At 68.3% G+C, this 24,641-nt stretch carries 20 protein-coding genes and 4 tRNA genes; 10 read left to right on the top strand and 14 right to left on the bottom strand.

Features of this window, described 5'->3' with window-relative positions; all coding sequences use genetic code 11:
- Positions 1 to 159 precede the first annotated feature (159 nt).
- Positions 160 to 2,100 carry a 1-deoxy-D-xylulose-5-phosphate synthase gene (gene dxs, locus JZ792_RS04485; RefSeq protein WP_216907111.1) on the top strand — a complete coding sequence of 647 codons (1,941 nt, stop codon included), beginning with the start codon at positions 160 to 162 and terminating at the stop codon, positions 2,098 to 2,100.
- 18 nt (positions 2,101 to 2,118) lie between these two features.
- Here the strand turns inward: dxs and JZ792_RS04480 are convergent, their stop codons facing one another.
- A complete protein-coding gene (locus JZ792_RS04480; protein WP_216907109.1) occupies positions 2,119 to 3,393 on the bottom strand; it encodes a ribonuclease D in 1,275 nt (424 codons plus the stop codon).
- Positions 3,394 to 3,415: 22 nt separating this feature from the next.
- Complete coding sequence (locus tag JZ792_RS04475) at positions 3,416 to 3,967, bottom strand: DUF3000 domain-containing protein (RefSeq protein WP_254189310.1); 552 nt, start codon at positions 3,965 to 3,967, stop codon at positions 3,416 to 3,418.
- Between the two features lie 258 nt (positions 3,968 to 4,225).
- Here JZ792_RS04475 and hemE point away from each other — a divergent pair, with 258 nt between their 5' ends.
- From hemE to hemQ, 3 genes are all read left to right on the top strand, one after another.
- Entirely contained in the window at positions 4,226 to 5,281 is a 1,056-nt protein-coding gene (hemE, locus tag JZ792_RS04470; RefSeq protein ID WP_216907107.1) for a uroporphyrinogen decarboxylase, read from the top strand.
- Between the two features lie 19 nt (positions 5,282 to 5,300).
- On the top strand, positions 5,301 to 6,656 hold the full coding sequence (locus JZ792_RS04465) for a protoporphyrinogen oxidase (RefSeq protein WP_216907105.1): 1,356 nt from the start codon (positions 5,301 to 5,303) through the stop codon (positions 6,654 to 6,656).
- 115 nt (positions 6,657 to 6,771) lie between these two features.
- Positions 6,772 to 7,467, top strand: a complete 696-nt coding sequence (gene hemQ, locus JZ792_RS04460) for a hydrogen peroxide-dependent heme synthase (protein ID WP_216907103.1) — start codon at positions 6,772 to 6,774, stop codon at positions 7,465 to 7,467.
- 89 nt (positions 7,468 to 7,556) lie between these two features.
- On the opposite strand, the gene msrB is transcribed toward hemQ, so the two are convergent.
- From msrB to JZ792_RS04440, 4 genes are all read right to left on the bottom strand, one after another.
- Positions 7,557 to 8,000 carry a peptide-methionine (R)-S-oxide reductase MsrB gene (gene msrB / locus JZ792_RS04455; RefSeq protein ID WP_216907101.1) on the bottom strand — a complete coding sequence of 148 codons (444 nt, stop codon included), beginning with the start codon at positions 7,998 to 8,000 and terminating at the stop codon, positions 7,557 to 7,559.
- The gene (locus JZ792_RS04450; RefSeq protein ID WP_216907099.1) at positions 7,997 to 9,367 is read right to left on the bottom strand and encodes a glycosyltransferase family 87 protein; all 1,371 of its coding nucleotides are present in this window, start codon (positions 9,365 to 9,367) and stop codon (positions 7,997 to 7,999) included. Before JZ792_RS04450 ends, msrB begins: the two co-directional genes overlap by 4 nt.
- A gap of 60 nt (positions 9,368 to 9,427) precedes the next feature.
- Complete coding sequence (locus tag JZ792_RS04445) at positions 9,428 to 10,981, bottom strand: alpha/beta hydrolase (protein WP_216907097.1); 1,554 nt, start codon at positions 10,979 to 10,981, stop codon at positions 9,428 to 9,430.
- Between the two features lie 80 nt (positions 10,982 to 11,061).
- Positions 11,062 to 11,823, bottom strand: coding sequence for a pyrimidine reductase family protein (locus JZ792_RS04440; protein WP_216907095.1), 762 nt, complete (start codon positions 11,821 to 11,823; stop codon positions 11,062 to 11,064).
- A gap of 35 nt (positions 11,824 to 11,858) precedes the next feature.
- Between JZ792_RS04440 and zapE the strand changes: the two genes are divergently transcribed.
- Both zapE and JZ792_RS04430 read left to right on the top strand, forming a co-directional pair.
- Positions 11,859 to 12,878, top strand: a complete 1,020-nt coding sequence (gene zapE / locus JZ792_RS04435) for a cell division protein ZapE (RefSeq protein ID WP_216907093.1) — start codon at positions 11,859 to 11,861, stop codon at positions 12,876 to 12,878.
- 58 nt (positions 12,879 to 12,936) lie between these two features.
- A complete protein-coding gene (locus JZ792_RS04430) occupies positions 12,937 to 13,737 on the top strand; it encodes a tyrosine-protein phosphatase (RefSeq protein ID WP_308165142.1) in 801 nt (266 codons plus the stop codon).
- Positions 13,738 to 13,764: 27 nt separating this feature from the next.
- On the opposite strand, the gene JZ792_RS04425 is transcribed toward JZ792_RS04430, so the two are convergent.
- Both JZ792_RS04425 and JZ792_RS04420 read right to left on the bottom strand, forming a co-directional pair.
- Positions 13,765 to 14,304 carry a GNAT family N-acetyltransferase gene (locus JZ792_RS04425; RefSeq protein ID WP_216907089.1) on the bottom strand — a complete coding sequence of 180 codons (540 nt, stop codon included), beginning with the start codon at positions 14,302 to 14,304 and terminating at the stop codon, positions 13,765 to 13,767.
- A complete protein-coding gene (locus JZ792_RS04420; protein WP_216907087.1) occupies positions 14,301 to 15,533 on the bottom strand; it encodes an MFS transporter in 1,233 nt (410 codons plus the stop codon). The genes JZ792_RS04425 and JZ792_RS04420 overlap by 4 nt, the downstream gene beginning before the upstream one ends.
- A 46-nt stretch (positions 15,534 to 15,579) precedes the next feature.
- On the opposite strand from JZ792_RS04420, the gene JZ792_RS04415 reads away from it, so the two are divergent.
- Both JZ792_RS04415 and JZ792_RS04410 read left to right on the top strand, forming a co-directional pair.
- A complete protein-coding gene (locus JZ792_RS04415; RefSeq protein WP_308165141.1) occupies positions 15,580 to 17,271 on the top strand; it encodes a flavin-containing monooxygenase in 1,692 nt (563 codons plus the stop codon).
- A gap of 261 nt (positions 17,272 to 17,532) precedes the next feature.
- Positions 17,533 to 18,459, top strand: a complete 927-nt coding sequence (locus JZ792_RS04410; protein WP_216907085.1) for a LysR family transcriptional regulator — start codon at positions 17,533 to 17,535, stop codon at positions 18,457 to 18,459.
- 10 nt (positions 18,460 to 18,469) lie between these two features.
- Here the strand turns inward: JZ792_RS04410 and JZ792_RS04405 are convergent, their stop codons facing one another.
- Positions 18,470 to 19,594, bottom strand: a complete 1,125-nt coding sequence (locus JZ792_RS04405) for a hypothetical protein (protein WP_216907083.1) — start codon at positions 19,592 to 19,594, stop codon at positions 18,470 to 18,472.
- 551 nt (positions 19,595 to 20,145) lie between these two features.
- Between JZ792_RS04405 and JZ792_RS04400 the strand changes: the two genes are divergently transcribed.
- Complete coding sequence (locus JZ792_RS04400; protein ID WP_254189278.1) at positions 20,146 to 21,057, top strand: hypothetical protein; 912 nt, start codon at positions 20,146 to 20,148, stop codon at positions 21,055 to 21,057.
- Between the two features lie 53 nt (positions 21,058 to 21,110).
- Here the strand turns inward: JZ792_RS04400 and JZ792_RS04395 are convergent, their stop codons facing one another.
- From JZ792_RS04395 to JZ792_RS04375, 5 genes are all read right to left on the bottom strand, one after another.
- Positions 21,111 to 22,310 carry a sigma factor-like helix-turn-helix DNA-binding protein gene (locus tag JZ792_RS04395; protein WP_308165140.1) on the bottom strand — a complete coding sequence of 400 codons (1,200 nt, stop codon included), beginning with the start codon at positions 22,308 to 22,310 and terminating at the stop codon, positions 21,111 to 21,113.
- A 156-nt stretch (positions 22,311 to 22,466) separates the two neighbouring features.
- Positions 22,467 to 22,970, bottom strand: a complete 504-nt coding sequence (locus JZ792_RS04390) for a DUF2004 domain-containing protein (protein ID WP_216907081.1) — start codon at positions 22,968 to 22,970, stop codon at positions 22,467 to 22,469.
- 424 nt (positions 22,971 to 23,394) lie between these two features.
- Positions 23,395 to 23,469: transfer RNA gene (locus tag JZ792_RS04385), tRNA-Val, on the bottom strand.
- Position 23,470: 1 nt separating this feature from the next.
- A tRNA-Cys gene (locus JZ792_RS04380) sits at positions 23,471 to 23,541 on the bottom strand.
- A gap of 47 nt (positions 23,542 to 23,588) precedes the next feature.
- Positions 23,589 to 23,661 (bottom strand) — tRNA-Gly (locus JZ792_RS04375).
- 343 nt (positions 23,662 to 24,004) lie between these two features.
- Here JZ792_RS04375 and JZ792_RS04370 point away from each other — a divergent pair.
- A tRNA-Val gene (locus tag JZ792_RS04370) sits at positions 24,005 to 24,076 on the top strand.
- Positions 24,077 to 24,641 lie beyond the last annotated feature (565 nt).

The raw sequence follows: 24,641 nt of genomic DNA, 5'->3' as shown, positions 1-24,641 counted from the left end.
GCCGTCGCGCCGGGCCGTGAGTTCGGAGGCGGCATGTCGTGTGGAGCCTCACATTCGGCGCCGGAGTTGCCTGGTGACAGGCAGACGTCGAGCGAGAGCACTGGTTCGGCTCCGTAGACTGATCGGATCAGACGCAAAATCCGGAGGGAGCGAGTTCAGGTGGGAGTGCTTTCCCGGGTCGATACGCCCGAAGATCTGCGTGGGCTTACCGTGGCGCAACTGCGCGAACTGGCGGAGGAGATCCGCGAGTTCCTGGTGCTGAAGGTCGCCGCCTCGGGCGGGCACCTCGGCCCCAACCTCGGAGTGGTCGAGTTGACCATCGCCCTGCACCGGATCTTCGATTCGCCCGCCGACCCGCTCATCTTCGACACCGGTCACCAGTCCTACGTGCACAAGATCCTGACCGGTCGCAAGGACCGATTCGACTCGCTGCGTCAGCAGGGCGGTCTGTCGGGCTACCCGAGCCGCGCCGAGAGCGCGCACGACTGGGTCGAGTCCTCGCACGCGTCGGCCTCGCTGTCCTACGCCGACGGACTGGCGAAGGCGTTCGCGTTGAGCGGGCAGGACAGGCACGTGGTCGCGGTCGTCGGTGACGGCGCGCTGACCGGTGGCATGTGCTGGGAGGCGTTGAACAATATCGCCGCCGCGCCGGACCGTCCCGTCGTCGTGGTCGTCAACGACAACGGTCGTTCCTACGCGCCCACCATCGGCGGTCTCGCCGATCGGCTGACCGCGCTGCGCACCCAGCCCGCCTACGAACACGCCCTCGACGCGGGCAAGCGCATCCTCAAGAGCATTCCGCGTGTCGGCGAATCGGCGTATTCGATGGTGCACGCGGTGAAGGCGGGCATCAAGGACGCGGTGAGCCCGCAGGAACTGTTCAGCGATCTCGGACTGAAATACGTCGGTCCGGTGGACGGCCACGACATCGTCGCGGTGGAGGCCGCGCTGCGCCGGGCCAAGGATTTCGGCGGCCCGGTCGTCGTGCACGTGGTCACCCAGAAGGGGCACGGTTACGAGCACGCCGAGAACCACGTGGCCGATCAGATGCACGCCTGCGATCCGATCGACCCGCTCACCGGCCGTCCGCTGGCCGGGAAGAAAGCGCTCGGCTGGACCTCGGTCTTCTCCGAGGAACTCATCGCCCACGCCGAACGCCGCGACGACATCGTCGCGATCACGGCCGCCATGCCCGGCCCGACCGGACTCGCGCCCTTCGGCGAACGTTTCCCCGAGCGGATGTTCGACGTCGGCATCGCCGAACAGCACGCGATGGCCTCGGCGGCCGGACTGGCGCTGGGCGGGATGCATCCCGTGGTCGCCATCTACTCGACCTTCCTCAACCGCGCCTTCGACCAGTTGCTGATGGATGTGGCCCTGCTCAAGCAGCCGGTGACGGTCGTGCTCGACCGGGCCGGTATCACCGGACCCGACGGCGCCAGCCACAACGGCATGTGGGATCTGTCGCTGCTCGGCATCATTCCCGGCATCAGGGTCGCCGCCCCGCGCGACGCCGCCACGCTGCGTGAGGAATTGGGCGAGGCGCTGGCCGTGAACGACGGGCCGACCGTGCTCCGCTTCCCCAAGGGTGGTGTGGGCGAGGACATCTCGGCGATCGAACGGCTCGACGGAGTGGATGTGCTGCGCCTGGCCGCCTCCGACGGCGGCGCGCGGACCGGACGCGGTGACGTCCTGCTCGTCGCGGTCGGCGCCTTCGCCGAGACCGCCATCCGGGTCGCGGAACTGCTCGAGCCCCAGGGGATTTCGGTCACCGTCATCGATCCGCGCTGGGTGCTTCCGGTATCGGACACCATCGTCAAACTCGCCGAGAACTACCACCTGGTCGTCACCCTGGAAGACGGCGGCCTGCACGGCGGTATCGGATCGACGGTGTCGGCGCGGCTGCGTGCCGCCGGACTCGACGTCGCCACCAGGGACCTCGGCGTGCCGCAGGAATTCCTCGATCACGCCACCCGCGGTGACGTGCACGAGGAACTCGGACTCACCGCCCCCGACATCTCCCGTCGTATCGCGGGCTGGCTGGACGCGCGCTCGGTCCGGGTCGACGCGGGTACCGAGCCGGGCGAGGCCGCCGTCTGATCGGTCCGGGGACCGGCCTCACGGCTCCCGTGGCGTCAGCGCTTCGGTCAGGGCGGATACCGCCAGTTCGCGCTGCCACGGTCGCGCTCCGCCGGATTTGAGGAAACCGTCGATCGCGGACGACAGTTCCGACTCGTCGCCGACCTTGTCGTAATCGGGTAGGCCGTCCCAGCACAGCCGCCGCACGAGATCGGGCGAGAGCAGATTCTCGACCGGGATCGCGTGCGTGGTGCTCAGTTCTCCCATCGCGGCGCGGGCCCGGACCAGCCTGGCGGCCGCGGTCGGGTCGCGCCGTTCCCAACGATTCACCGGGGGCGGGCCGTCGAACGGCTGGGTCAGCGGCGGGAGGTCGCTGTCGGGCATGGTGCGCGCCTGTTCGACCGCCGCGAGCCAGTCGCGGGAGTACCGGCGCTGGCGCGGGCCGCCGAAGACCGGCAAAGTCCGCAACTGCGCGATGGTCTTGGGGTCGGCGGTGGCGGCGGAGACGATCGCCGCGTCGGGCAGAATGCGGGCGGGCGCCACGTCCCGTGCCCGCGCCAGCGTGTCGCGCGCGGTCCACAACTCGCGCACGACGGCCAGCTGTCTGGCGCGGCGCAGCGTGTGGATTCCGGAGGTCCGCCGCCAGCGATCAGGTTTGGGAGCTGACGGTTCGGTGATCCGCACATGCTCGAATTCCTGCGCGGCCCAATCGGATTTACCCTGTTCGTCCAGGGCGGCGGCGACCTCGTCGCGTAGTTCGAGCAGTAGCTCGACATCGAGTGCCGCGTAGTTGAGCCATTCGTCGGGTAGCGGTCTGGTCGACCAGTCGGCCGCCCCGTGTCCCTTGCGCAGCGCGCGCCCGAGCAGGCGTTCGACCATCGCCGCCAGTCCGACCCGTTCGAAGCCCGCCAGTCGGCCGCCGAGTTCGGTGTCGAACAGCCGCGCCGGGCGCAGCCCGAGTTCGGCCAGTCCGGGCAGATCCTGGTCCGCGGAGTGCAGCACCCATTCCAGGTCGTTGATCGCCTCGGCCAGCGGGGCGAGCGCGTCGGTGACCGGAATCGGGTCGACCAGGAAGGTGCCCGCACCGGCCCGGCGTAACTGGATCAGGTACGCGCGCGCCGAGTAGCGGAAACCGGACGCCCGTTCGGCGTCGACCGCGAGTGGTCCGCTACCCGAGGCTATCTTCGCGGCGGCGTCGGCGACCTCGGCCGCCGTAACCAGGACCGGTGGCACACCATCGGCGGGCGCGAGCAGGGGTTCTGCTGTGCTTTCCTCCACGATGTGCCCTTTTTCGGGCTCGTCTGCTACCGGCATAGACCTGCACTTTACGTTGCTGTCAACTGAGGTCGTTGCCCGTGTACGAGTCCGGCCGCAGATGTGTGATACCGGCGGGCGGCAAACCGGCCGAATAGGCGAGCACCTCGCAGAAGGCTTCGACGTGCGGGCGCATATCCGTGGTCACCGCCGTCCACGAGGCCCGTAGCTCCAATTGGTGCGCGCGCGGCGGTCCCGCGATATCGCCGTAGCGCACCGAACTGGTCGAGGTGACGGTGCCGCCGAGCGCGGTGTACGGCTCGGGCCGCGAGTCCAGCGCCTCGACCAGCCAACTCCACGCCACCTCGGGCAGCAACGGGTCGGTGGCGAGCGAGGCGTCGATATCGGCCTGGATATAGGCGACCAGCCGGAAGACCCCGTGCCAGGCGTCGTCACCGTCCGGGTCGTGTAGGAGGATCAGCCTGCCGAAGGCATCGCCCTCGGAATCGACCGGAACCACGGGGGTTTCGGGGTGTTTGACCTCGGCGCCGACCGCATAGGAGTACGGGGCGAGGCGTTGCGGCGGCCGGATGGGCGCAAGCTCGATCCGGGGGTGCACAGTTGCGGAGCCCATCGCCTCGACCGCAGCGCGAAACGGAGCTGGTTCGCCATCGGATCCCTCGGTCGGTGCGGCGCCGTCGCGGATGTCGAGCGGTGTCACGGATGCGACGGTAGACCTTGTGCGCCCGGCGGGGTCGGAGGCGCGCCGCACGCGGGGCTCTTGCGGCCGCGAGGGGGTTTCGGCGGGCTCCGGTGAGATCGACTCGGAACGTCTCCGCGCGGCGGTGGGCCGACGCCTGTCGGTCCGGTGGCCCGCATACGATGAGCGGTGATGAGCACTCAAACCCGCCGCCGGTTGACCGATGCCCCGTTCCTGGCCGCCGCCACCGGTGGCGAGCCGAGCAGGCGCCCGGTCTGGTTCATGCGGCAAGCCGGACGGTCGCTGCCCGAGTATCGCGAGTTGCGCAAGGGCATAGGCATGCTCGAGTCGTGTTTCGATCCGGAGCTGGTGTGTGAGATCACCATGCAGCCGATCCGCAGGCACGGCGTGGACGCGGCGATCCTGTTCTCCGACATCGTGGTTCCGCTCAAGGCCGCCGGGATCGACCTGGACATCGTGCCAGGTGTCGGCCCCGTCATCGCCTCGCCGGTCCGTACCGTCGCCGATGTGAAGGCGTTGCCACGGCTGCGTCCGGAGGAGGTCGGTGCCGTCACCGACGGGGTGCGGCTGCTCACCGACGCGCTCGGCGACACCCCGCTGATCGGCTTCGCGGGCGCGCCGTTCACCTTGGCGTCCTACCTGGTCGAAGGCGGGCCGAGCAAGAATCACGAGCGCACCAAGGCGATGATGTACGCCGACCCGCAGACCTGGCACGCGCTGCTCGGCGCTCTCACCGACATCACCATCGCTTTTCTCCAGGCCCAGCTCGCCGCGGGCGTCGACGCGGTGCAACTGTTCGACTCGTGGGCGGGCGCGCTCTCGCTGGCCGACTACCGCAATTTCGTGCTTCCGCATTCGGAGCGGGTATTCGCCGAGATCGCGGACGCGGGCGTGCCGAGGATCCACTTCGGCGTCGGCACCGGCGAACTGCTCGGAGCCATGGGCGAGGCGGGCGCCGACGTCGTCGGTGTCGACTGGCGGGTGCCGCTGACCGACGCCGTGCGCCGCGTCGGTCCGGGAAAGGCGTTGCAGGGCAACCTCGATCCCGCGGTGCTGTTCGCGGGCACCGCCGCGGTCGAGACCGAGGCGAGGCGTATCGCGGCCGAAGCCGACGAGGCGATCACCCTCGGCGCCGCCGGTCACATCTTCAACCTCGGCCACGGCGTGCTGCCCGACACCGACCCGGGGGTGCTCACCGCGCTGGTTCAGCTCATCCACGAACTCTGACAGGGGTTACGGTCGTCGTATGAGGATCGCGGTGGTCGGTGGCGGGATCAGCGGATTGGTCGCGGCGTATCGGTTGCGCACGACGGTCGGCGACGATGCCGATATCGTCGTCGTCGAGCGCGGTCGGCGGGTCGGCGGCATCCTGTATACCGGTGAATTGGCCGGGGAGCCCGTCGATCTGGGAGCCGAGGCGTTCGTCGGGCGCAGGCCCGAGGTGCCCGCCCTGCTGCGCGAACTCGGACTGGCCGAGCAACTGGTCGTACCCGCCGGACTCAGGCCGCTGATCTGGTCCGGCGGTGCGGCGCATCCGATGCCGGAGGCCACGCTGATGGGCATTCCGTCGACCGCCGAATCCGTGCGCGGACTGGTCGACGACGAGACCGTCGACATGATCGCCGAGGAACCGCATCGCCCGTTCGCCTGGTATCCCGACGCCGACATCGACGTCTACAGCCTGATCGCGAGCCGTTTCGGCGCGCAGGTGGCCGAACGCAGCGTCGATCCGCTCCTCGGCGGCGTGTACGCGGGGACCTCGCGATCCATCGGCGTCCGCGCGGCCGTGCCGACCCTGGCCGCCGCGCTCGACGCGGGCGCGCCCAACCTGACCGCCGCGGTGGCCGCCGCCATGCCGCCGCCGTCGGACGCCCCGGTGTTCGGCGGTATCCGCGACGGCTACCGCGTACTGCTGCACGCGCTTTCGGAGCGCTCGCGGGCCCGGATACTCACCGAGACCGCGGTGACGCGACTGGCGAGGTCGACGCGCGGCTGGGTGGTCGACCCGATCGGCGCGGTGGACGCCGTGGTCCTGGCCACCCCCGCGCCCGTCACCGCCCGCCTGCTGCGCACCGTCGCACCCGACGCGGCGGCCGCCGCCGCCGGAATCGAGCTGTCGTCGTCGGTCGTGGTCGCACTGTCACTGCCGGGCGACACCGCCCTGCCCGACAACTCCGGCATCCTGGTCGCGACCGGAGAACCACTGCGCGCCAAGGCCTTCACCCTGTCCAGCCGCAAATGGCCGCATCTGGGCGCCCGCGAGACCGCCCTGGTCCGCGCGTCGTTCGCCAAATTCGGTGACCCCGCGCCACTGTCGTGGTCCGACGACGAGTTGATCGCCGCAGCCGCCCAGGATCTGGCGACCGTCACCGGGATTCGGATCGACCCACTGGAGGCCGTCGTCCAGCGCTGGCCGGGAGGTCTGGCCCAATACGCCCCCGGCCATCTCGACCGCGTCGCCGAGATCGAATCGGGTACAGCCGATCTCGACGGCCTCGCCCTGGCCGGTGCGTACCTGCGCGGGGTCGGCGTCCCGGCCTGCGTCGCCTCGGGGGAACGCGCCGCGCGACGGTTGGCGGCCCGCTTCACGCCGCAGCGGTAAGGGCCCGCTTCATACCCAGAGAGCGGCGGGGGACTGCGCCGTCAGGGGTCGAGGTGCGCACGCGTGATCGGCCCGCCCCGACACCGGTTCCACGCCCAGTGGCACGATAGGAATCATGGCGCGACTCGATTACCAGGCACTCAACTCCACCATCCGATACCTGATGTTCTCGGTGTTCCGAGTCAACCCCGGTGTGCTCGGCGAGGATCGGGCCAAAGCCGTCGCGGACGCGCGGGCGTTCTTCGACGGCCTCGCCGACGGTGACGTGGTCGTCCGCGGTGTCTACGACGTCGCGGGCATGCGCGCCGACGCCGATTTCATGATCTGGACCCACGCCGAGCGCGTGGAGGATCTGCAGGCCGCCTACGCCGATTTCCGTCGCACGACCGAACTCGGCCGCGCCAGCACCCCCGTGTGGAGCAATGTGGCGCTGCACCGTCCCGCCGAATTCAACAAGAGCCACGTCCCGGCCTTCCTCGCCGGTGAGGAGGCGGGCAACTACATCTGCGTGTACCCGTTCGTGCGGTCCTACGAGTGGTACCTGCTGCCCGACGAGCAGCGGCGCAAGATGCTCGCCGATCACGGGAAAGCGGCACGGGGCTACCCGGACGTGCGCGCCAATACGGTGAGCTCGTTCGCCCTCGGCGACTACGAGTGGATCCTCGCCTTCGAAGCGCCGGAACTGCATCGCATCGTCGACCTCATGCGCGATCTGCGCGCCACCGAGGCCCGCCTGCACGTGCGGGAGGAGATCCCCTTCTACACCGGCCCCCGGGTGGAACTGGACAAGCTCATCGCCTCGCTGCCCTGATCGCGACCCGGTGAGCGCATGCCCCGGCAAATCGGGGCATGCGCGCGATTTCGGTGACGAATACGCTGCGCTGAGCGCGCAGCCCGTTCTCACCGCGCTGCGGTGTCCGCGGGGTGCAGCCGCAGTGCGATCGAGTTGATGCAGTAGCGCTTGTCGGTGGGCGTGTTGTACCCCTCGCCCTCGAACACGTGGCCGAGGTGGCTGTGGCAGTCGGCGCACAGCACCTCGACCCGGTGCGTGCCGAGACTGTCGTCGGGGCGCAGGATCACGGCCTCCGATTTCGCCGGGTCGAAGAACGACGGCCAGCCGCAATGCGAATCGAATTTCTCGGTGCTGCGGAACAGTTCGGCCCCGCAGGCGCGACATTCGTACACGCCCTCGGTCTTGGTGTCGGTGTATTCACCGATGAAGGGACGTTCGGTCGCGGCCTGTCGCAGAACCGCGAACTCCTCGGGGTTCAGCTTGACCTTCCACTCCTGGGGCGTCAGCTGGATTCTGGGGGCGGGCAGTGACGTATCGGCGTCGGCACTCATGGCTCCACGCTAATACGTTTCTCCGCGGAGGGTGCCGCCCCGTTGCGCGGCCTCGGCGTCTCCGCCACGGCCGGTTCGGGCGCGGAATCCGGGGTGACCGCGGCTTCGGCGGACTCCTGATCGCGGGAATCCGGCGCGTCGCGCATCCACGCCGGATCGAGGATTCCGGTGGACAGGCGTCCCTCCCGGCGTGCGGCGAGATAGCGGTCGCCGAGCACGCAGAAGATCACCAGCAGCAGCAGCGTCCAGCCGAAGGTGATGCGCAGGTACTCCAGGTTGCGACCGATGCCCTGCCAGCGATCCGACAGCCACTTGTCGTAGGACATGAATCCGAAGACCGCGAGCCAGGCGGGCCAGTTGCGCACCAGCGAATTGCGCAGCACCACCGTCATCAGCAGCGGGAACAGCATCATCGAGTAGTACATCTGGCCCAGTCCGGGCAGCAGGAACGACGCGGTCAGCAGGACACCGGAGGAGGTCGCGACAAAGAAGATCTCGTCGGAGCGGTAGTAGCGGTACAGCAGCCACAGCGAGATGCCGACCAGCACCGCCATCGTCAGGCGAATACTCCAGGTCAGCCAGTCGGGCAGCCCGTAGTAGGCGGCATTGCCCGCGATGGCGCTGTTGAAGTAGTCCCTGGTCTCGAGGATGTAGGGCAGGGTCCTGCTGAAGAACTGATCGGTGTCCTTGATGAGCGGCCACGCGATCGCCGTCGTCACCACGGGCACGCCGATCGCGGTGATGAACACCTTCCACTGACCCCTGGCCGCAGCGATCAAGATCAACGGAGCGAGTGTGGGTTTCACCGTGATGCTCAGACCGAGCACCGCGCCCGCCCACAGATCGCGGCGTTTGAGTAGCAGGTGGATGAACAGCAGTTCGGCCAGCAGGATGCAGCCGTTCACATTGGTAAAGACCAGCGTGTTGGTGACGGTTTCCGACATGAACATCGCCAGCAGCAGCGCCGGGGCCGCCACCGAATTCACCGTGTACTTGAACAGCCGCAGCAACAGGTACCAGGCGAGCAGGATCGCCAGCACGTTGAGCAGGATGAAGCACCACCGCGACTTCTCCGGATCGATGATCGCGATCGGTGCGATCAGCAGCGTTCCGCCCGGCGGGTACAGGTAGTGCGGATCGACAGAGTCGAAATTCGCCGTGTACACCGGGAGGCCGTTGAGAAAGGCCTTCGACGCGTTGTACACGGGTGCGTAGTCATCGGTGACGAATCCGTTGACAGCCTTGATGAAGACCCGGTTCAGCACGGTCATGACCGCGATCGGCCACAATGCGAACTTGATCACCTCGGCGGTGGTACGAGCGGTGCGCGGCTCGATCTGTCGAAGTAACACTGGGGCACGGTACACCGGAACCGTGGCGGATAGGTTGCCGGGACCGCTTCGAGCGTGCGAAACGGGGTGATCGGGTCAGGCCGGACACGCCGTCGCGTCGGCGGGCAGCTTCGCGGTTTTCAAATAGTCGAGCAATGCGCGCTGGGCGCAGCCGGAATGGGTGAAGACCGGATGGCCCCAGCCCTGCCAGGTCACGGTCGCGTGCTGAGCGCCCGCCGCGCCCAGCGCGCCGGTCACCGACGCGGTGCCGCCGTTGCCGACCACCGGATCGGCGATACCCACCATGACCAGCACGGGGATATTCAGTTTCGTCGGCAGGGGCGGGGCGGCCGAGACCGGCCAGGCCGAGCAGTCCATGAGCGCGACGGCGGCCGCCGCGCCGAAGACCGGATACTTCTGTCCCCAGGTGGTCCGCAGTTCCGTGGCCTTGGACGGGGTCGGGGGTTGCTGGGTGTCGGTACACCGGTTGACGAATTGGCCGTCGCTCGCGGTGGCGGCCGATTCCCGCAGCATGAGCGTCGACAGTGCGCCGCGGTCGCCGCGCCCGGCCGCCGAGAGCGCGTCGGCCAGTTCGGTGACCCGGCTCGCCTGGTCGGCCCGCGGTGCGCCGAGGAATCCGGTGATCGTGGTGAGTAGCGCGTTCGCCGAGATGTCGCCGAGCCCGCCGTTACCCGCTCGCACGACCAGATCGGCGACGGCGGCACGCGGATCGGCGCCGAGCGAACAGCTGAGCCCGACGCACCGCTGCGCGAAACCGCTCAGGGCCGCCTCGGCGCCCTGGAGTCGCTGTTCTTCCTTGGTGACGGCGTCGGTGCCGATGGGTTCGGGGGAGTCGAGGACCAGTTTGGCGAGGTGGTCACCGAATTTGCGGGCATAGCTGAGCGCGACCTTCGCTCCGTTCCCGGAGCCGAGCAGGTCGATGCGCTCCACCTGCCACTGTTTGCGCAACTGTTCGATGTCGTCGGCGGCGTGGGTCGCGTCGAAGGTGCCCTCGTAGGGTTGCAGGAAGTCCCGGCACGCGATGGTGCCGTCCTGGCTGAACTCCGACACCGCCCCCACCTGATCGGCGGCGCCGGGACCGAACTGGCCGTTGTCGGCCAGCCCGCGCCGGATTTCGGCGGGCAGGCAGTCGATCGGCTGCGAGCTGCCGAGGCCGCGTCGGTCCACCGCGACGATCGGACGGTCGCTCAACAGCGCCGGGCCGCCCACCGCGAGACCCGCCAGCGTCGCGGTGGAGGAGCGGTCGGTGCCCGAGGTCAACACGAGCGGCGGCACGTCGGTCGGCGTCTGCGCCAGCCGCGCGCGCATCGCGCCGGTGCGGAAACTGCCGAGGACGCTGCCCGAGGCGTCGATCGGGGTCGAGTATTCGGCGCAATCGAGGACCAGACCCGAGGGCGCGGGACCGAGTCCGAGCAGATTCAGGGTGGGCGCGGTGCAGTCGCGCCAGCTCAGATCGGTTTTGGGGACCTCGGCCATCGGTGGCGGCGCGGCGGCGGCGGACGTCGTCGGGTTACTCGCGACCCCGGGGCGCTCGACCGCGACGTCGGGACGGTCGGAGGGGCCAGCACCGCAACCGGCGATCATGATCGAGAGTGCCGATGCCATGACGGCGGCTCGAGTCCAGCGCATGCGCTACAGCCTGCCAGGTTCGGCCCGCTGTTTCACACAGCGGTCGCCGATGTGCCGCCCGGAGACCGCCCGAGTGGCCGTCAGCGCCTGACCCAGCGGGTCAGAATGGTGCCGTCGTCGTCGACCAGCGTGTGCCGGAGTTCCATGGGACGTCGGAACTCGTGCGCGGACAGTGAGATTCGCCGAGCCGCGCCGCCGACCAACAGGGGAGCGGTGGTGTGGCACAACTCGTCGACCGCGTCGGCCTCCAGCAATTCGCCGAACAGATGCGGACCGCCCTCGCACAGCACCCGGTACAGGCCCCGTTCGGCCAGCGCGGCGAGCAGAGCCCGTGGCGTCACCGCGACACCCCCCGCTTCCACCACGTCCGCACCCGCGTCCACCAGTCGTCGCTTACTCTCCGCGGTCGCGGTCGCGGTCGTGATGATCAGCGGTGCGACGGTGGTATCGGTGAACAGACGGCATTCCGGATCCAGGGACGCGCTCGCGGTGACGACGGCGATCGGCGGCGGCGTGCCGTCGCCATGACCGCCGAGACCCTTCGCGTGCAGCGCGCGCCTGCGATCGGCATCGGTCTTGGCGCCGCCGTAGTTCTCGGCCCGCGCCGTGCCCGCGCCGACCAGGACCACGTCGGCGAGGTCGCGCAACAACATGAAGACGGTCTTGTCGGCAGGCGTGCCCAGTCCCGCGGACAGGTCGCCGCTGGTAGCGGCCCCGTCGATACTGGAGACGAAATTCGCTCGGACCCAGGGGGCGTCGAGTGCGGACGGGTAGGCGTACAGCTCCGCCAGATCGTCGGCGTTCGAGGCTGTGAGCTGGGTCGCATTGTGGATACGCTGCATGAAACAACATCACACCACGTCACTAGGCTTCGTCCATGCAAGAACGTCTCGTCGATCGCCACCCCGAGGTTCCGGCGGATCAACTCGTCGCCCAGATGGTGCCGCCTCCCATGTTCGACGAGGTCAGTTTCGCCTCCTACATTCCGGATCCCGGCGAACCGAGCCAGGCCGCGGCCGTGGGCAAAGCCGAGGAGTTCGCGAAACAGGTCGCCAAGATCCATCACGCGGCGAACAAGAAGAACCTCTTCGGCAAGAAGAAGCAGATCGACGGCGCCGGGCTGTACCTGGACGGCGGCTTCGGCGTCGGCAAGACCCACCTGCTCGCCTCGATCTTCCACACCGCGCCCGCGCCGAGATCCTTCGGCACCTTCGGCGAACTCACCAACCTGGTCGGCGCGCTCGGCTTCAACAACGCCGTCGATCGGCTGGCCGCCAACAGCGTGCTGTGCATCGACGAATTCGAACTCGACGATCCGGGCGACACCATGCTGGTGTCGCGGTTGCTGACCGAGCTGTCCGCGCGCGGGGTCTCGATCGCGGCCACCTCCAACACCCTGCCCGGCCAGCTGGGCGAAGGCCGTTTCGCCGCACAGGACTTCATGCGCGAGATCAAGAAACTCGGCGCGATCTTCGCCGCCGTGCGCGTCGACGGCCCCGACTACCGCCACCGTGATCTGCCGCCCGCCCCCGAGCCGACCTCGTCCGAACTGCTGGCCGAACGGGCCTCGGCCACACCGGGGTCCACCCTCGATGATTTCGACGCGCTGCTCAAACATCTGAGCACCCTGCACCCGTCGAAGTTCGGCGCGCTGATCTCCGGGGTGTCGGCCGTGTACATCGACGGGGTGCATCCGGTCGCCGATCAGGCCGTCGCGTTGCGCGTCGTCGTACTGGCGGACCGGCTCTACGACGCCAGCGTCCCGGTCACCGTGTCCGGCGCCAAACTGGATCAGGTCTTCTCCCAGGAGATGCTCGACGGCGGATACCGCAAGAAGTACCTGCGCGCCATCTCACGCCTGCTCGCGCTCTCGCGCTTCGAGGCCGCCACCGCGTGACCTCGGGGCCGATGTCATGATCGGAAGTACCGGGGGACGACGAAGGGAGCCAACCACCGTGGCCGAACATCACCTCATCCGCGCGTCCGTCGCCGCTGCCGCCGGACTGGCGCTCGCATTCGGCCCCGTGGTCGCCATCGCCCCCGCCGCGATGGCCGCGCCTGCCTCCGACACGGCCTTCGACCGGGCCCTCGGCCTCACCGGCGTGCAGAACGCGCGTGACGCGGGCGGTTACCGCACCACCGACGGCAAATGGGTGCGCACCGGCCTGGTCTATCGCACCGGCCAGCTGAACAACGCCACCCCCGCCGACCTCGCGGTGCTCTCCGACCGCGACCTGCGGGTCGTCGCCGATCTGCGCACCGGATTCGAGCGCGCCGCCGGACCGGATCGCGTGCCCGCGGGCGTCACCGAACACTGGGACGACGTCATCGGCCAGGCCCCGCCGCAGACCTTGATCACCACCCTGACCGGCGGCGACGACCTGTACGGCGCCTTCATCACCGCGCCGGGCGCCAACGCGGCGTTCGCCTCGGTGCTGCGCGACATCATCGACACCCGCGACGGCGCCGTGCTCTACCACTGCACCGCGGGCAAGGATCGCACCGGCTGGACCTCGGCGGTACTGCTGACCATCCTCGGCGTCGACCGCGACACCGTGCGCCAGGACTACCTGCTGTCCAACGAGTACCGCGGCGCCGACGAATCCGATCCGCTCAACGGTGTGCAGCCCGCCTGGCTCGACGCGGCCTTCGAGCAGGTGAACCAGACCTACGGCGGTTTCGACAACTACGTCCGCGACGGCCTGAAACTCACCGATGCCGACGTCGCCGCTCTGAAAGCCAAGATGCTGGCCTGATCCGGATACCGCACGCGGCCGCGGGCCTCAGAAGATCAGGCGCATCACGTAATCGTCGTGGAATTGATTACCGACCGGGAAGGTCTTGGTCGCGATACGTTCGAATCCGTGCTTGGCGTAGAAACGCTGGGCACGGACGTTCTCCTGGTTGACGCCCAGCCACACGCCTTTCGCGCCGTCCTCGCGGGCCCGATCGAGGGCGGCCTCGATCAGAGCCGTGGCGACACCGCTGCCGTGGTGGCCGGGGAGCACGTACAGCTTCGAGATCTCGACCGTCGGGCGCAGATCCACCGCCTTCGCGACATCGGGGTCCTCCGGATCGTCCGCGTGCAGCATCGCGTAACCGACGATGACACCGTCCGCGACGGCCTTGAGCACGGTCCGCGTCGGGTCGGTCAGGTATTCGCCGAAACGTTCCCCCGACAGCACCTCGTCGAGGAAGATCTCGATGTCGTCCGGTGTGGTTCCGGGTGGGCACGCGAGCGGAAAAGTCGCGGCGGCAACGTCACTGAGGGCCTCGGCGTCCCACAGTCCGGCCCGGTCGACGGTGACGGAGGTCTCGCTCATGTGTCCAGTACAGCATGTCCGCGCGTCGATCCGGGACGGCTGCCCGGTTCGGCTCGGGACTGGAAGGTCTTGGTCAGCAAGAGCAACGCCGCCGCGCAGATCAGCGGTACCACGAAGCCGACCCGGTAGGTCAGCGCCGCGGTGATGCCGCCGACGACCAACCCGGCGACCAGGGTTCCCGCGTAGTTGAACAGATTGAGCCGCGCGACGATCGCGTCGAGCGCCGTGCCGCTCGCGAGCCGTCCCGCCTCGCTGAAACACAGCGGGGCGATGACGCCGATACCGAATCCGGCGACCAGGAATCCCGCGATCGCGAGCACCGGGCCGGGCGCGGCCACCACCACCGCCATACCGCTCACCCCGAGGACGGCCACCCAGCGCACCACGCGCCGAGGCCCGAGACGGCGTACCCAGATATCGCCGGTGAGCCTGGCCAGCAGCGACGCGCCCTGATACGCGGCCAGCGCCAACGCCGCGGTGGCCGAACTCGCGAGCAGCTCGTCGGTCAGATAGAGCGCGGACCAACTGCCGACGGTGAGGTCGATCGCGAACACCAGCGCGACGGCGAGTCCGAGCGCGAGAAACGTGCGCGAGGAGACAGTTCCCGCCTCGTCGGCCTGCCCTGCGGCCGCGCGGGTTTCGGTGGGCGCGGCCTCGGCCTCGGCGCGTCCGAGCAGACGCGGCCCGACGACCAGCCCGACCACCAGCACCAGCGCCGCCGCGAGGACCAGCGACAGCCGCAGTGTGACCTCCAGTGCCTCGGTCGCGGCGACGAACAGCGCGCCGCCGATCGATCCGGCGCTCCACGCGGCGTAGAACGACGCGAGGATGAAGGTGCCGTAACCGTGCTGGATGAATACCGCCTGCATATTCGTGCTCGCGTCGACGACGCCGAGCGCGATGCCGTAGCAACCGAGCGTCGCGAGCAGTACCGCGGTATTCGGCGCGAACGCGATGGCGCAGCCGGTCACCGTGATCAGCACCAGTCCGAGGCGCAGCGCGGTCCGGCTCGACCAACGTGCCGCGAATTTCTCGGCGGCCAGGCTGCCGCCGCCCGCGAGCAGCGAGGCCAACAGCACGCCCGCGGCGATGGTCCCGTCCGACAGCCCGAACTTCTCCTGCTGCTGGGGCAGGTGGCTGAGCACCACGGCGAAGAAGAATCCCTGCGTCCCGAAGGCGAAGGAGTCCGCGATCCGGGCTCGGCGCAGGTCGGGTGCGATCGAACTCATCCCAAGGAGGGTAGCGGCGGGCCTACCGCCACGCGATCGGACGCGGGTGCGCAACATCACGATGGTCCTCGCGGGCCGGGCTCGCTCGGTGGTCACACCGCCCGATCGGCGGCTGTTCACCGGGCTCGACGCCGCCGGATTGGAGCAAATCAGGCACGCGGGCATTGCCGTCGCCTGCGGGCGGGTAATCTCGGTGCCCATGACGAGCGGGAACCGCATCGCGATCGTAGGTGCGGGTATTGCGGGCCTGGCCTACGCGAAGGTCTTGAGTCGGGAAGGTTTTCCGATCGAGGTGTTCGACAAGGCACCCGATGTAGGCGGCGTGTGGAGTGCCACACGCCGCTATCCAGGTCTGCGGGCCCAGAACACCAAGCGCACCTACCGTTACTCGGATTTCCCGATGCCCGAGGACTATCCGGACGTACCCGACGGCGCGCAGATGCAGGCCTACCTGGAGGGCTACGTCCGCCACTTCGGTCTCGGTGACAGCCTCCGCCTCGGCACCGAGGTCGTCGCCGCCGATCCGGTGGACAGCGGTTGGTTGCTCGAGATCCGCGACCACACCGGTATCCACCGCGCCTCCTGCGACCACCTGGTCGTCGCCAACGGCGTGTTCAGCGAGCCGTCGATCCCCGATTTCCGGGGCGACGACCTGTACCAGGTCGGCGGCGGTCAACTGCTGCACACCTCGCAGTTCCACGATGTCGAATCCGTGCGCGGCAAGACCGTGCTGGTCGTCGGCTACGGCAAATCCGCCTGCGACGTCGCCGAGGCCGTGAGCCACGTGGCGGCATCGACCAGGGTCGTGGCCCGCCGGTTGATGTGGAAGATGCCGCGCAAACCCGGACTCGGCCTGGATTACGAGCGCCTGTCGCTGACCAGGTTGGGGGAGGCGCACTTCCGCTACCACCGGCTGAACCGTTTCGAACGCTTCCTGCACGGCAAGGGCCGTTCGTTCCGCGACAGCAATTTCGACGTCATGCGCGAACTGGCGACGAAGAAGATGCTGCTGCGCGAACTGGACCTGGTCCCGCCGGGGCGGTTCGAGGAGATCGCGCAGAGCACCGTCGGCCTCACCACCGAGGGGTTCTACGAACAGGTCCGCGACGGGCGGATCATCGTGCACCGCGACACCACCGTCACCGAGATGCTCAGCACCAAGGCCGGGCCCGCGGTCGACCTGTCCGACGGACAGCGCGTGCAGGCCGATGTCGTGCTGTGCGCGACAGGTTTCCAGCAGCGCGTGCCCTTCCTCACCCCCTACGTGCAGCGCAGGCTCACCGACGAGGACGGCAATTTCCGTCTCCATCGCCACATCCTGCCGGTGGAGGTGCCGAATCTGAGTTTCGCGGGCTACAACTCCTCGGTCCTGAGCCAACTGAACGCCGAGGTCGCGGCGCACTGGACCGCCGCACTGCTCCAGGGTCGACTGACGCTGCCCACGCACGAGGACATGATCGCCGAGGTCGACGAGCGACTGCGGTGGATGGACGCGGGCACCGGCGGCCATCACGCCCACGGCACCGCGATCACCCCGTTCGCCCTGCACGACATCGACGAACTGCTGCGCGACCTGAAGTACCGACTACCGCTGCGAACGCGGCTGGCGCAGTGGGTCCGTCCCGTCAAGCCCGCGTCCTACCGCGGTCTCGGTGCGAAGAGCCACGCCGCGCCGTCGGGTCCGGCGACGGTCGAACCGCAGCGGGAACCACAGCGGAGCCGCGCCGACCTGAGCTGACCGACGCCGTGGTGCGTCGGGATCGAGCGTCGGAACGCTGGTCGACGATTCGGATTCGCCGGATTGCCGACAATTAACCCGGCCGTCGAATCCGGTGTATGCGCGGTCGCCGTCCGGGCTCGCCGCGCGGTCGGTCTCCATGCGGTGATCAGCGGTTTCGCATCGACCCGGCCCCGACGGCGCACTCTGCGAGCGCGATGCGCGCGGATTATCGGCGTTGCGATTTTGGTCGCCGATCATTCCATTGGTGATAATCCAGCAATGGACACGTTGGACATGAACCTGCTGGTGGCACTGGATGCGCTGCTGGAGACGAACAGCGTGACCAAGGCGGCGGAACGGCTGAACACTTCCGCTCCCGCCATGAGTCGGACTCTGGCGCGACTGCGCAGGGTGCTCGACGATCCGCTGCTCGTCCGCGCCGGACGCAACCTCGTGCCGACCCCGCGCGCCCTCGAATTACGGTACGAGGTCAACACCCTCGTCGGCCAGGGCCGGGATTTGCTGCGTCCGCGCGGCGGTCTCGATCCGGCGGGGTTCAAGCGATCCTTCGCGATCCGCGCGGGCGACACCGTCGGCACCGAACTCATCGCACCGCTGCTGTCCGCCGTGCGGGCCCAAGCCCCCGGCGTCACCCTGCATTTCCGCCCCGACGCTCCCGAGGACACCGCCGCGCTGCGTGACGGCCGCGTCGACATCGAAGTCGGGACCATCGACCGCACCGACCCGGAGACCACCGTGCAGAGGCTCTTCGGTGATCGAGTGGTCGGCGTCGCCGCGCCCGGTCATCCGCTCGTCTCCGAGCGGGTCACGGTCGCCCGCTACGCCGCCGCCGCCCATCTCGCGATCTCGCGCCTCGGTCGCGCCAACGGCCCCATCGACGACCGGCTGGCCCTGCACGGACGCACCAGACGCGTGGTCGCCACGGTCCCCGACCTCGCGTCGGCGCTGCTGGCCGTCCGCTCCGGAGTGTCGGTCTGTCCCGCCCCCGCGCACCTCGGCGCATCCGCCGTGGCGGCCCTGGATCTGCGCACCTTCGAAATACCGCTGCCGCTACCGGAAGTCACGGTCTCGCTGGCCTGGCATCCGCGCAATACCGCCGACAGCGGGCACCGCTGGCTGCGTGAACTGATCCGCACGGTTCTCGCCCCGCCCGCGGACCGGGGCGGGCGACGTCGGCGTCGGTGAACCAGCCCCGCTACGCGGGCATTTCGCCGGGGCTGCCGATCGGCTTGCCGAAGGGACCGTGCGGATTGCGCTTGAGTTCGTCGAGCATCGCCTGCAATTTGTCGACGTGACCGGTTTCCTCGATGATCGAGCGGTGCGACCCGTTGGTCTCGCTCTCCGCGTGGGCCACCGTCATCGAGGAACTCGCGTGCCCGTTGAGCGTCGGCGGCTCGAGTCGGCCGTTACTGCTGGTGGCGATCTCGAGGCGGTCGCTGTGCACGGTGTAGTCCGCCACGTGCTGACCGTTGGACGCAGCGGCGTCGACCGGAACGGGTTCGTAGCGCGGGGTGAACGAATCGGTACGTTCGGCGGCCGGTGTGACGCTCGGTGCCTGAGTCGTGCTGCGCGGGGTCGTGCTGCGCGGGGTCGGCTCGGTCGGCGTGACCGTCGCGGGGATCGGATCGACCCAGTCGTGCAATTCGGCGGGCACCGGCGGGATGCGCCGCTCACCGTTCACCTGGATCGACGCCGACCGAGCCGGCGCCGGATCCGGAATATCGGTGTGGGAATTCACCGTCGCCTCGGTGCGTTCGCCGCGGCTCGCCGCAGCGCGGGGTAGGAGACGTTCACGCGCGGCCGGTTTATCCCTGGTCGGCAGGTCGTGCTCGACCCGGACCGACGGTTGGCTCTCACCGCGCACCGGGAGTTGTTGGTCGCCGCGGACCGGGAGTTGGCTCTCACCGCGTACGGGGAGCTGTCCTTCGGCGCGCGCGGGACGTTCGATCGCGGGTTCCTGCTCGGCGCGGGCCGCCAGCTCACGCCGTTCGGCCCGACTGCCCGGCTGCGGACGAGGCGAGCTGTCGGCGCGTGCGGCGGCGGGCTGCGGCCGGGGAACGTTGTCGACGGGGGCATCGGCGGCGACCGTCCCCGATTCGATGGTCTCGACCCGGGTTCCGAGGCCGGCGACGTCCTGCTCGGTACGGAAGGCCCACGCTTCCAGCTTCGCCAGCCGGGTGGCCAGCGCGCTGTCGTCGGGACGGTCTTCTTCCACCTTGGCCGCCACAGCATCCAGCTTGTCGCTGACCTCGCGCAGAATCTCCGCGATGCCGGACAAGATCACGCCGATCGACTCGGCGCCACGCTGGCCGTGCTCCATCCGTACCTTCTTCCCCGTCGATGCCAGGAACTCCGCCGTGGCCGGCCGATTCTATCCGTCGGTAGGTCGATGCGCGGGGTGAGAGTTCCGCGACGGCCCCGGTCCCCGATGCTCGGGTCCGTCGGCTGTCGCACAGGCTTTCGCGTATCCCCGCGCGAGTGCGTACCCGCGCGAGGTGCACCCAGGGTAAGCGGGCTCGTGTCGGGTTCGAAGAGCGGGGTTGGGTACGCGCTGGTGAGGCGGATCGGTCGCGCGGGCAGCGGAGCCGTGTCCTCGGGATTGGCCGCAAAGGTCAATAGACCGGAAAATCTGTGGCGATCCTCTCGCATGTCGCTGCGAAACCCCTTGTGATGCAGGGCGCATCACCTGGTGACGGGTGGTCGTGGCCGATGTGGCGCGCGCGAACGCGGGGTAAAGGGGGCTGGCGGCAGTGCGAAGATGAGCGCACTCTTGATCTATGGAGTAGGTCGCGAGACCGGCGGTGGTATGGGCTAGGGGTGTGACGCGTGAGTACGCAACAACGAGCGGTCGAAGCTTGTGGTCGTCGTACGATGCTCGCCGAACTGGGGATGGGGGAGCTCGACGCCGAGCAGCCAGGCGCCACCGGCTCGCGCTCGCGCTACAGCTGCCACTGCTCCGGATGCGCCGCCGCGCAATGGGATATCCAACGGCTCAAATATTGGTTGTGCGGCAGGCTCGTGGCCTTCGGAGCCGATACCGCCGAAGTCGACCAGCGTGTCGGGATCCACCGGGTCGACATCCTCTGGCGCGTCGGCGACCGGAAGTACGCGATCGAAGTGCGCGGCGGCCCACTCGATCGCGCTCTCGCACAGGAACATACGGCCCGGCTGCGGGAAGCGGGCTGCGACGGCGTGCTGTGGCTGTGCCAGCCCGGATACTGGGTGGCACACGTACCCGCCTTGGGCATCGCCGATTTCGCGCCGCCCGCCTGCGACTACCTCGCCGAGGTCGGCATGCTCGACGCGGCGAATACCGCCCTGGCGGTGCCGCGCCGCGCGCCGTTCGAACTGCGCGAGTTCATCAAGGGCTGGGTGGCGGGCGATATCGCCTGGGGCTATCGCGACGAGATGACGGGAGGTTGGGCGACAGTGGCGGACTGGGAGCATCACACGAGGACACAGGCGGCGGTCATCGCCCGGCAGCGCCAAGAACTCGTCAACCAGCGCACCGCGCTCGCGCTGTCCCGTAAATCCGTGCGGGACAAGCAGAAACAGGTCATGAAACTGACCACCCGGCTCGAGCGCGCCGAAATAGACATGCAGACCAGGGCCGATTCACTGGCCGAGGTCAACCGCAAACTCGCCGACCACAATCGGATCGACACCAGTTTGCGCGCCACCATCGCCAATTTGCAGCAAACCATCAGCCACTGGCAGCTCATCACCTACTCTTCGATGCTGTTGATCGTCACCTTCGTCGCGGGGGCGATGGTGGTGAAATGAGCCGACGACGGCTCCGGTGACCGCCGCGCGGTATCGACTCGGTCGGGGATGGTCTATACCGCGCGCGGCTCGCCCGCGGCCCGCAGCCGGAACGGCGCCCGATCCCACCGCCAGTCGTTGCGCAGCACCAGTGCGATGAAATCGGTGAGTTCCATACCGGTTTCGGCCAGCACCGGCCGCAACGTCGACCAGAACACCGGTCCGCTGTCCAGCAGTTCGCGCACCCTGTTCTCGACGCCCGCGTCGACCTTCCGGCCGAGCAGGTCGGCGATCCCCGTGCGACTACCCGTCCAGATCAGCCATCCCCAGCCGTTCGCGTGCGCGTACTGCCGCGCCGCCGCGGACCTGACCCGGTGGACGTGGAAACCGACGTGCCCGAGCGGCTGCACGTCGACCAGGACGACCCGCCCGTCACCCAACCGGACCACCACACTCGGATAGCTCACCCGGCGCACGCCGTCGATCTCGTACTCGACCGTGCCCGGCTCCTCCTGGAAGGTCTCGACCGCCTCACTCGCCGTCAGCTCCTGGAACAGTCTGGCCTCGAGCGCGGAATCGAAGGCCACCTCCCGGCCGACCTTGCCCAGATAGAAACGCCCACGCGCGTCGTCGTCACCGTCCACGGTGCGCGCCGAACGAGTCGGAAGCGCCGCGGCCACCCCCGAGGCGGGCCATTCCACCTGCGACAACCACGAACTCAGCGCCCCCGTGGATTCGGTCTCGTGCAATTTCGCCAGCCGCCGCCTGGTCTTCTTCTGCCACGCCATTATTCGCTGCATGACATACCCCGCGACACGTTTCGCGTCCTCGGGAGCGTGCCCCGCCAACCGCAATTTCAGATACGACAATTCGTTCGCCGCCAGATCGGTATCGGTGGCATACGTTTCGATCAACAGCGCCCGCACCAACCCCTGATCCCGTGCGTCCAACGGATACCGCGCCGCGAAAACCCCCGCCGAGCGATGCCCCGTCGCCTGCGCGTCACGCAGCAACTGCCCCACGGCCCGCGTATGCAACTGCCTGACCCGATCCCGCGCCAGATCGAACCGCGCCCCGATCCGCGCCAACGTCTCCGGCCGCTCCCCGGAAACCCCCAGCCGCAACGCGACGATCTCGGCATCCCTGCGCCGCCGCTCACCCTGCCACTCGATCAACTCGGCCAAGAGCTCGTTGATCTCCTCGAGCTCGAACGAGATATCCCCCGCGACGTCGTCGAGCAGTTCCGGCTCCACCGCATCCCGACTCGCCGTCACACCACACCCCTGTCTCGCCCAGACAACCACCTGCGCGGGTCAGACTAACCCCGGCCACCGACAAGGACCGGGAGGTCGAAGGGCCCGACGCGGAGAATCATTTTTGGATAACGGTGCCCCGGTGTCGTGGCGCTGTCGACGGGTGACGCGCCGGGATCAGCTCTCGTGGTGGACGGTGACGGTGTTGTTCCGATCCCACACGGCGACGAGCAGTTGGTCGGTGGGCTTGTCGGCGCCGATTGCGAAGTCGAGTGCGAGAACCCGTCGCGTCGCCGTGGGGCCGACCGCTATGCCGACGAGGAGTAGATGGTCGAGGAAGACCTTGTCGGTGACAGCCGCACAGGTGTCCACGTCGAAAAGGTCGCACGCCATCTCTTCGGGGATCTCCTCGAGATGCACATCGCGGAACAATGACGTCGTCGACCGGGGATCGGTCAGCTCGGTGGCAAAAATGGCGAAAGCCTCAGCGGCCAAAGCCTTCACATCGAGGAGAGCGGCCTCCGCCTTGTCGAGTTCGCTCTGGTTCAGAGTCGCGTCACCGTGAATCCAATACCAGGTGCCCGCGCCGAATCCGTCTATTCCAGCAGGTAGCACCGCGCCGGCCACCGAGTCGTCGGTGAGATCGACGCGTCCCGCGAACCGGCTGGTCAGGTGATTCATGGTCGGATCGTGCCATACGTCAGGCGATGGGTTTCCGGACCGGCAGCCCACGACACTCGAATACGCGATCTCGCCAGGCGGTCATCCCGCACCGCCTCTGCGATTTGCGGCCGGTCCGCCACCACAGGCTGGTCCGTAGTTGCCGAACAGACCGGCGGCCGATGCCGATGAAAGAGCAACCAGGCCGGTTTCGCGGACTCTCGGATCTGTGGGCAGTGAGTTCGTCGCCGAGCTGGACTCGTCTCGGGATGGCTTGGCCGACGAATGTACGTCCGGTACGGCAGCGTGACGGGCCCTGTCTCGACTGGTCCATCACGGCGTCGACAGGGGCCGACACCAAATCGGACTCGGGGCATCGTGAGGACGAGGGTGGGCACAAACAAAATCAGCCCCGGTAAAAACCGGGGCTGACCTGCCGCTATGGTGGTGCGCGATACTGGGATTGAACCAGTGACCTCTTCCGTGTCAGGGAAGCGCTCTCCCGCTGAGCTAATCGCGCGAGGTGGAGACGGGAATCGAACCCGTGTGCACGGCTTTGCAGGCCGTTGCCTCACCACTCGGCCACTCCACCGTGCGAAGGGGGAAGGCTGTTCCAACTGCTAAAAGCCCTACCTCTCGAGCGGATGACGGGATTCGAACCCGCGACCCTCACCTTGGCAAGGTGATGCGCTACCAGCTGCGCTACATCCGCATTTTTGCGATCCCGGGGGCTCATTTCGGCCTCCGTGGTGCGAGACAGAACATTAGCGGACGCTCGGTGAAAGGTACAAATCTGCTGGTAGAACGCATGGAAACCGGCGTGTTACGGGTGAGGTCGCAGGGGCGGTTGCGGCCGATGCGGCGCTGTCCGAGTCTGCGAGGGGGTATTCCCTCCGTATGTCGCCCCGCGATCTCCGCCGCTGTACGTCCGGCCAAACTCACGTGCCCTCACCGCGAACGCCGCCCAGGGTGGCGATTTGGTGCCTGACCGGTAGTGCGTGCTAATGTTCCAACTCGTTCGGAGTGCCTCGGGCGCGCCGGAACCACAACAGTTCGGTCCCATAGCTCAGCGGGAGAGCGTCCGCCTCACACGCGGAAGGTCGCTGGTTCGAAACCAGCTGGGACCACTCTATATGCGCGGGTTGGAAGGTTCGGGCCAACTCATCTTGTCGCGTGCGATTGCGTGGTCAAGCCGTAAACGCGAGCGCGGCGAAGCGCGAGGTTTGTTGCATATGGGTTCGAGTGCTCGACTACCGCATGAGCGCGAAGCGTCGGGTGCGAGAGTCCTGCTTCTCGGCAGTGTGAACGGCGACCATTGCGGAGGAGCGGACGCAAGGCCTTCTCGATACCCTCGATGGTGATTCGTATCTGGCTGGATTCGGGTACGCGGGCAAAGTTTCGTCGGTGATCATCCTTCGGATCGTGTCCTTCTGACGCTCGCGCGCGGCGCGGCGAAGCCGATCGAGACGTAGCGGGTCGGGCTCCTGTCGGCGAAAACCGAGAAGTGTTGGGCAACACCCCCGGTGAACGTCGAGCATGTGGGTGGCCACCGGGGCGTCGTTACGGCTGACCCGGGTTCTTCCCTGCCCGAACCTGCCGTCGCAGCGCCGCACGCCTGCGATCGCCGTGCTAAAGTCGCCAGTCACCACAGGAGGAGGGGCATGTGGCAGCGGAGCCGACGGTCGAATCCGA

Source organism: Nocardia noduli (genome assembly GCF_019038455.1).
GTDB lineage: Bacteria > Actinomycetota > Actinomycetes > Mycobacteriales > Mycobacteriaceae > Nocardia > Nocardia noduli.
Note: the sequence above shows the minus strand (reverse complement) of the source record. Positions and strands in the feature narration are given on the sequence as shown.

Bases quoted from the DNA above. Each gene is read 5' to 3' on its own strand.
- JZ792_RS04480 (WP_216907109.1), bottom strand. From the start codon at position 3,393: ATGCCGGTAGCAGACGAGCCCGAAAAAGGGCACATCGTGGAGGAAAGC.
- JZ792_RS04475 (WP_254189310.1), bottom strand. From the start codon at position 3,967: ATGGGCTCCGCAACTGTGCACCCCCGGATCGAGCTTGCGCCCATCCGG.
- hemE (WP_216907107.1), top strand. From the start codon at position 4,226: ATGAGCACTCAAACCCGCCGCCGGTTGACCGATGCCCCGTTCCTGGCC.
- JZ792_RS04465 (WP_216907105.1), top strand. From the start codon at position 5,301: ATGAGGATCGCGGTGGTCGGTGGCGGGATCAGCGGATTGGTCGCGGCG.
- hemQ (WP_216907103.1), top strand. From the start codon at position 6,772: ATGGCGCGACTCGATTACCAGGCACTCAACTCCACCATCCGATACCTG.
- msrB (WP_216907101.1), bottom strand. From the start codon at position 8,000: ATGAGTGCCGACGCCGATACGTCACTGCCCGCCCCCAGAATCCAGCTG.
- JZ792_RS04445 (WP_216907097.1), bottom strand. From the start codon at position 10,981: ATGCGCTGGACTCGAGCCGCCGTCATGGCATCGGCACTCTCGATCATG.
- JZ792_RS04440 (WP_216907095.1), bottom strand. From the start codon at position 11,823: ATGCAGCGTATCCACAATGCGACCCAGCTCACAGCCTCGAACGCCGAC.
- zapE (WP_216907093.1), top strand. From the start codon at position 11,859: ATGCAAGAACGTCTCGTCGATCGCCACCCCGAGGTTCCGGCGGATCAA.
- JZ792_RS04425 (WP_216907089.1), bottom strand. From the start codon at position 14,304: ATGAGCGAGACCTCCGTCACCGTCGACCGGGCCGGACTGTGGGACGCC.
- JZ792_RS04420 (WP_216907087.1), bottom strand. From the start codon at position 15,533: ATGAGTTCGATCGCACCCGACCTGCGCCGAGCCCGGATCGCGGACTCC.
- JZ792_RS04410 (WP_216907085.1), top strand. From the start codon at position 17,533: ATGGACACGTTGGACATGAACCTGCTGGTGGCACTGGATGCGCTGCTG.
- JZ792_RS04405 (WP_216907083.1), bottom strand. From the start codon at position 19,594: ATGGAGCACGGCCAGCGTGGCGCCGAGTCGATCGGCGTGATCTTGTCC.
- JZ792_RS04400 (WP_254189278.1), top strand. From the start codon at position 20,146: ATGCTCGCCGAACTGGGGATGGGGGAGCTCGACGCCGAGCAGCCAGGC.
- JZ792_RS04390 (WP_216907081.1), bottom strand. From the start codon at position 22,970: ATGAATCACCTGACCAGCCGGTTCGCGGGACGCGTCGATCTCACCGAC.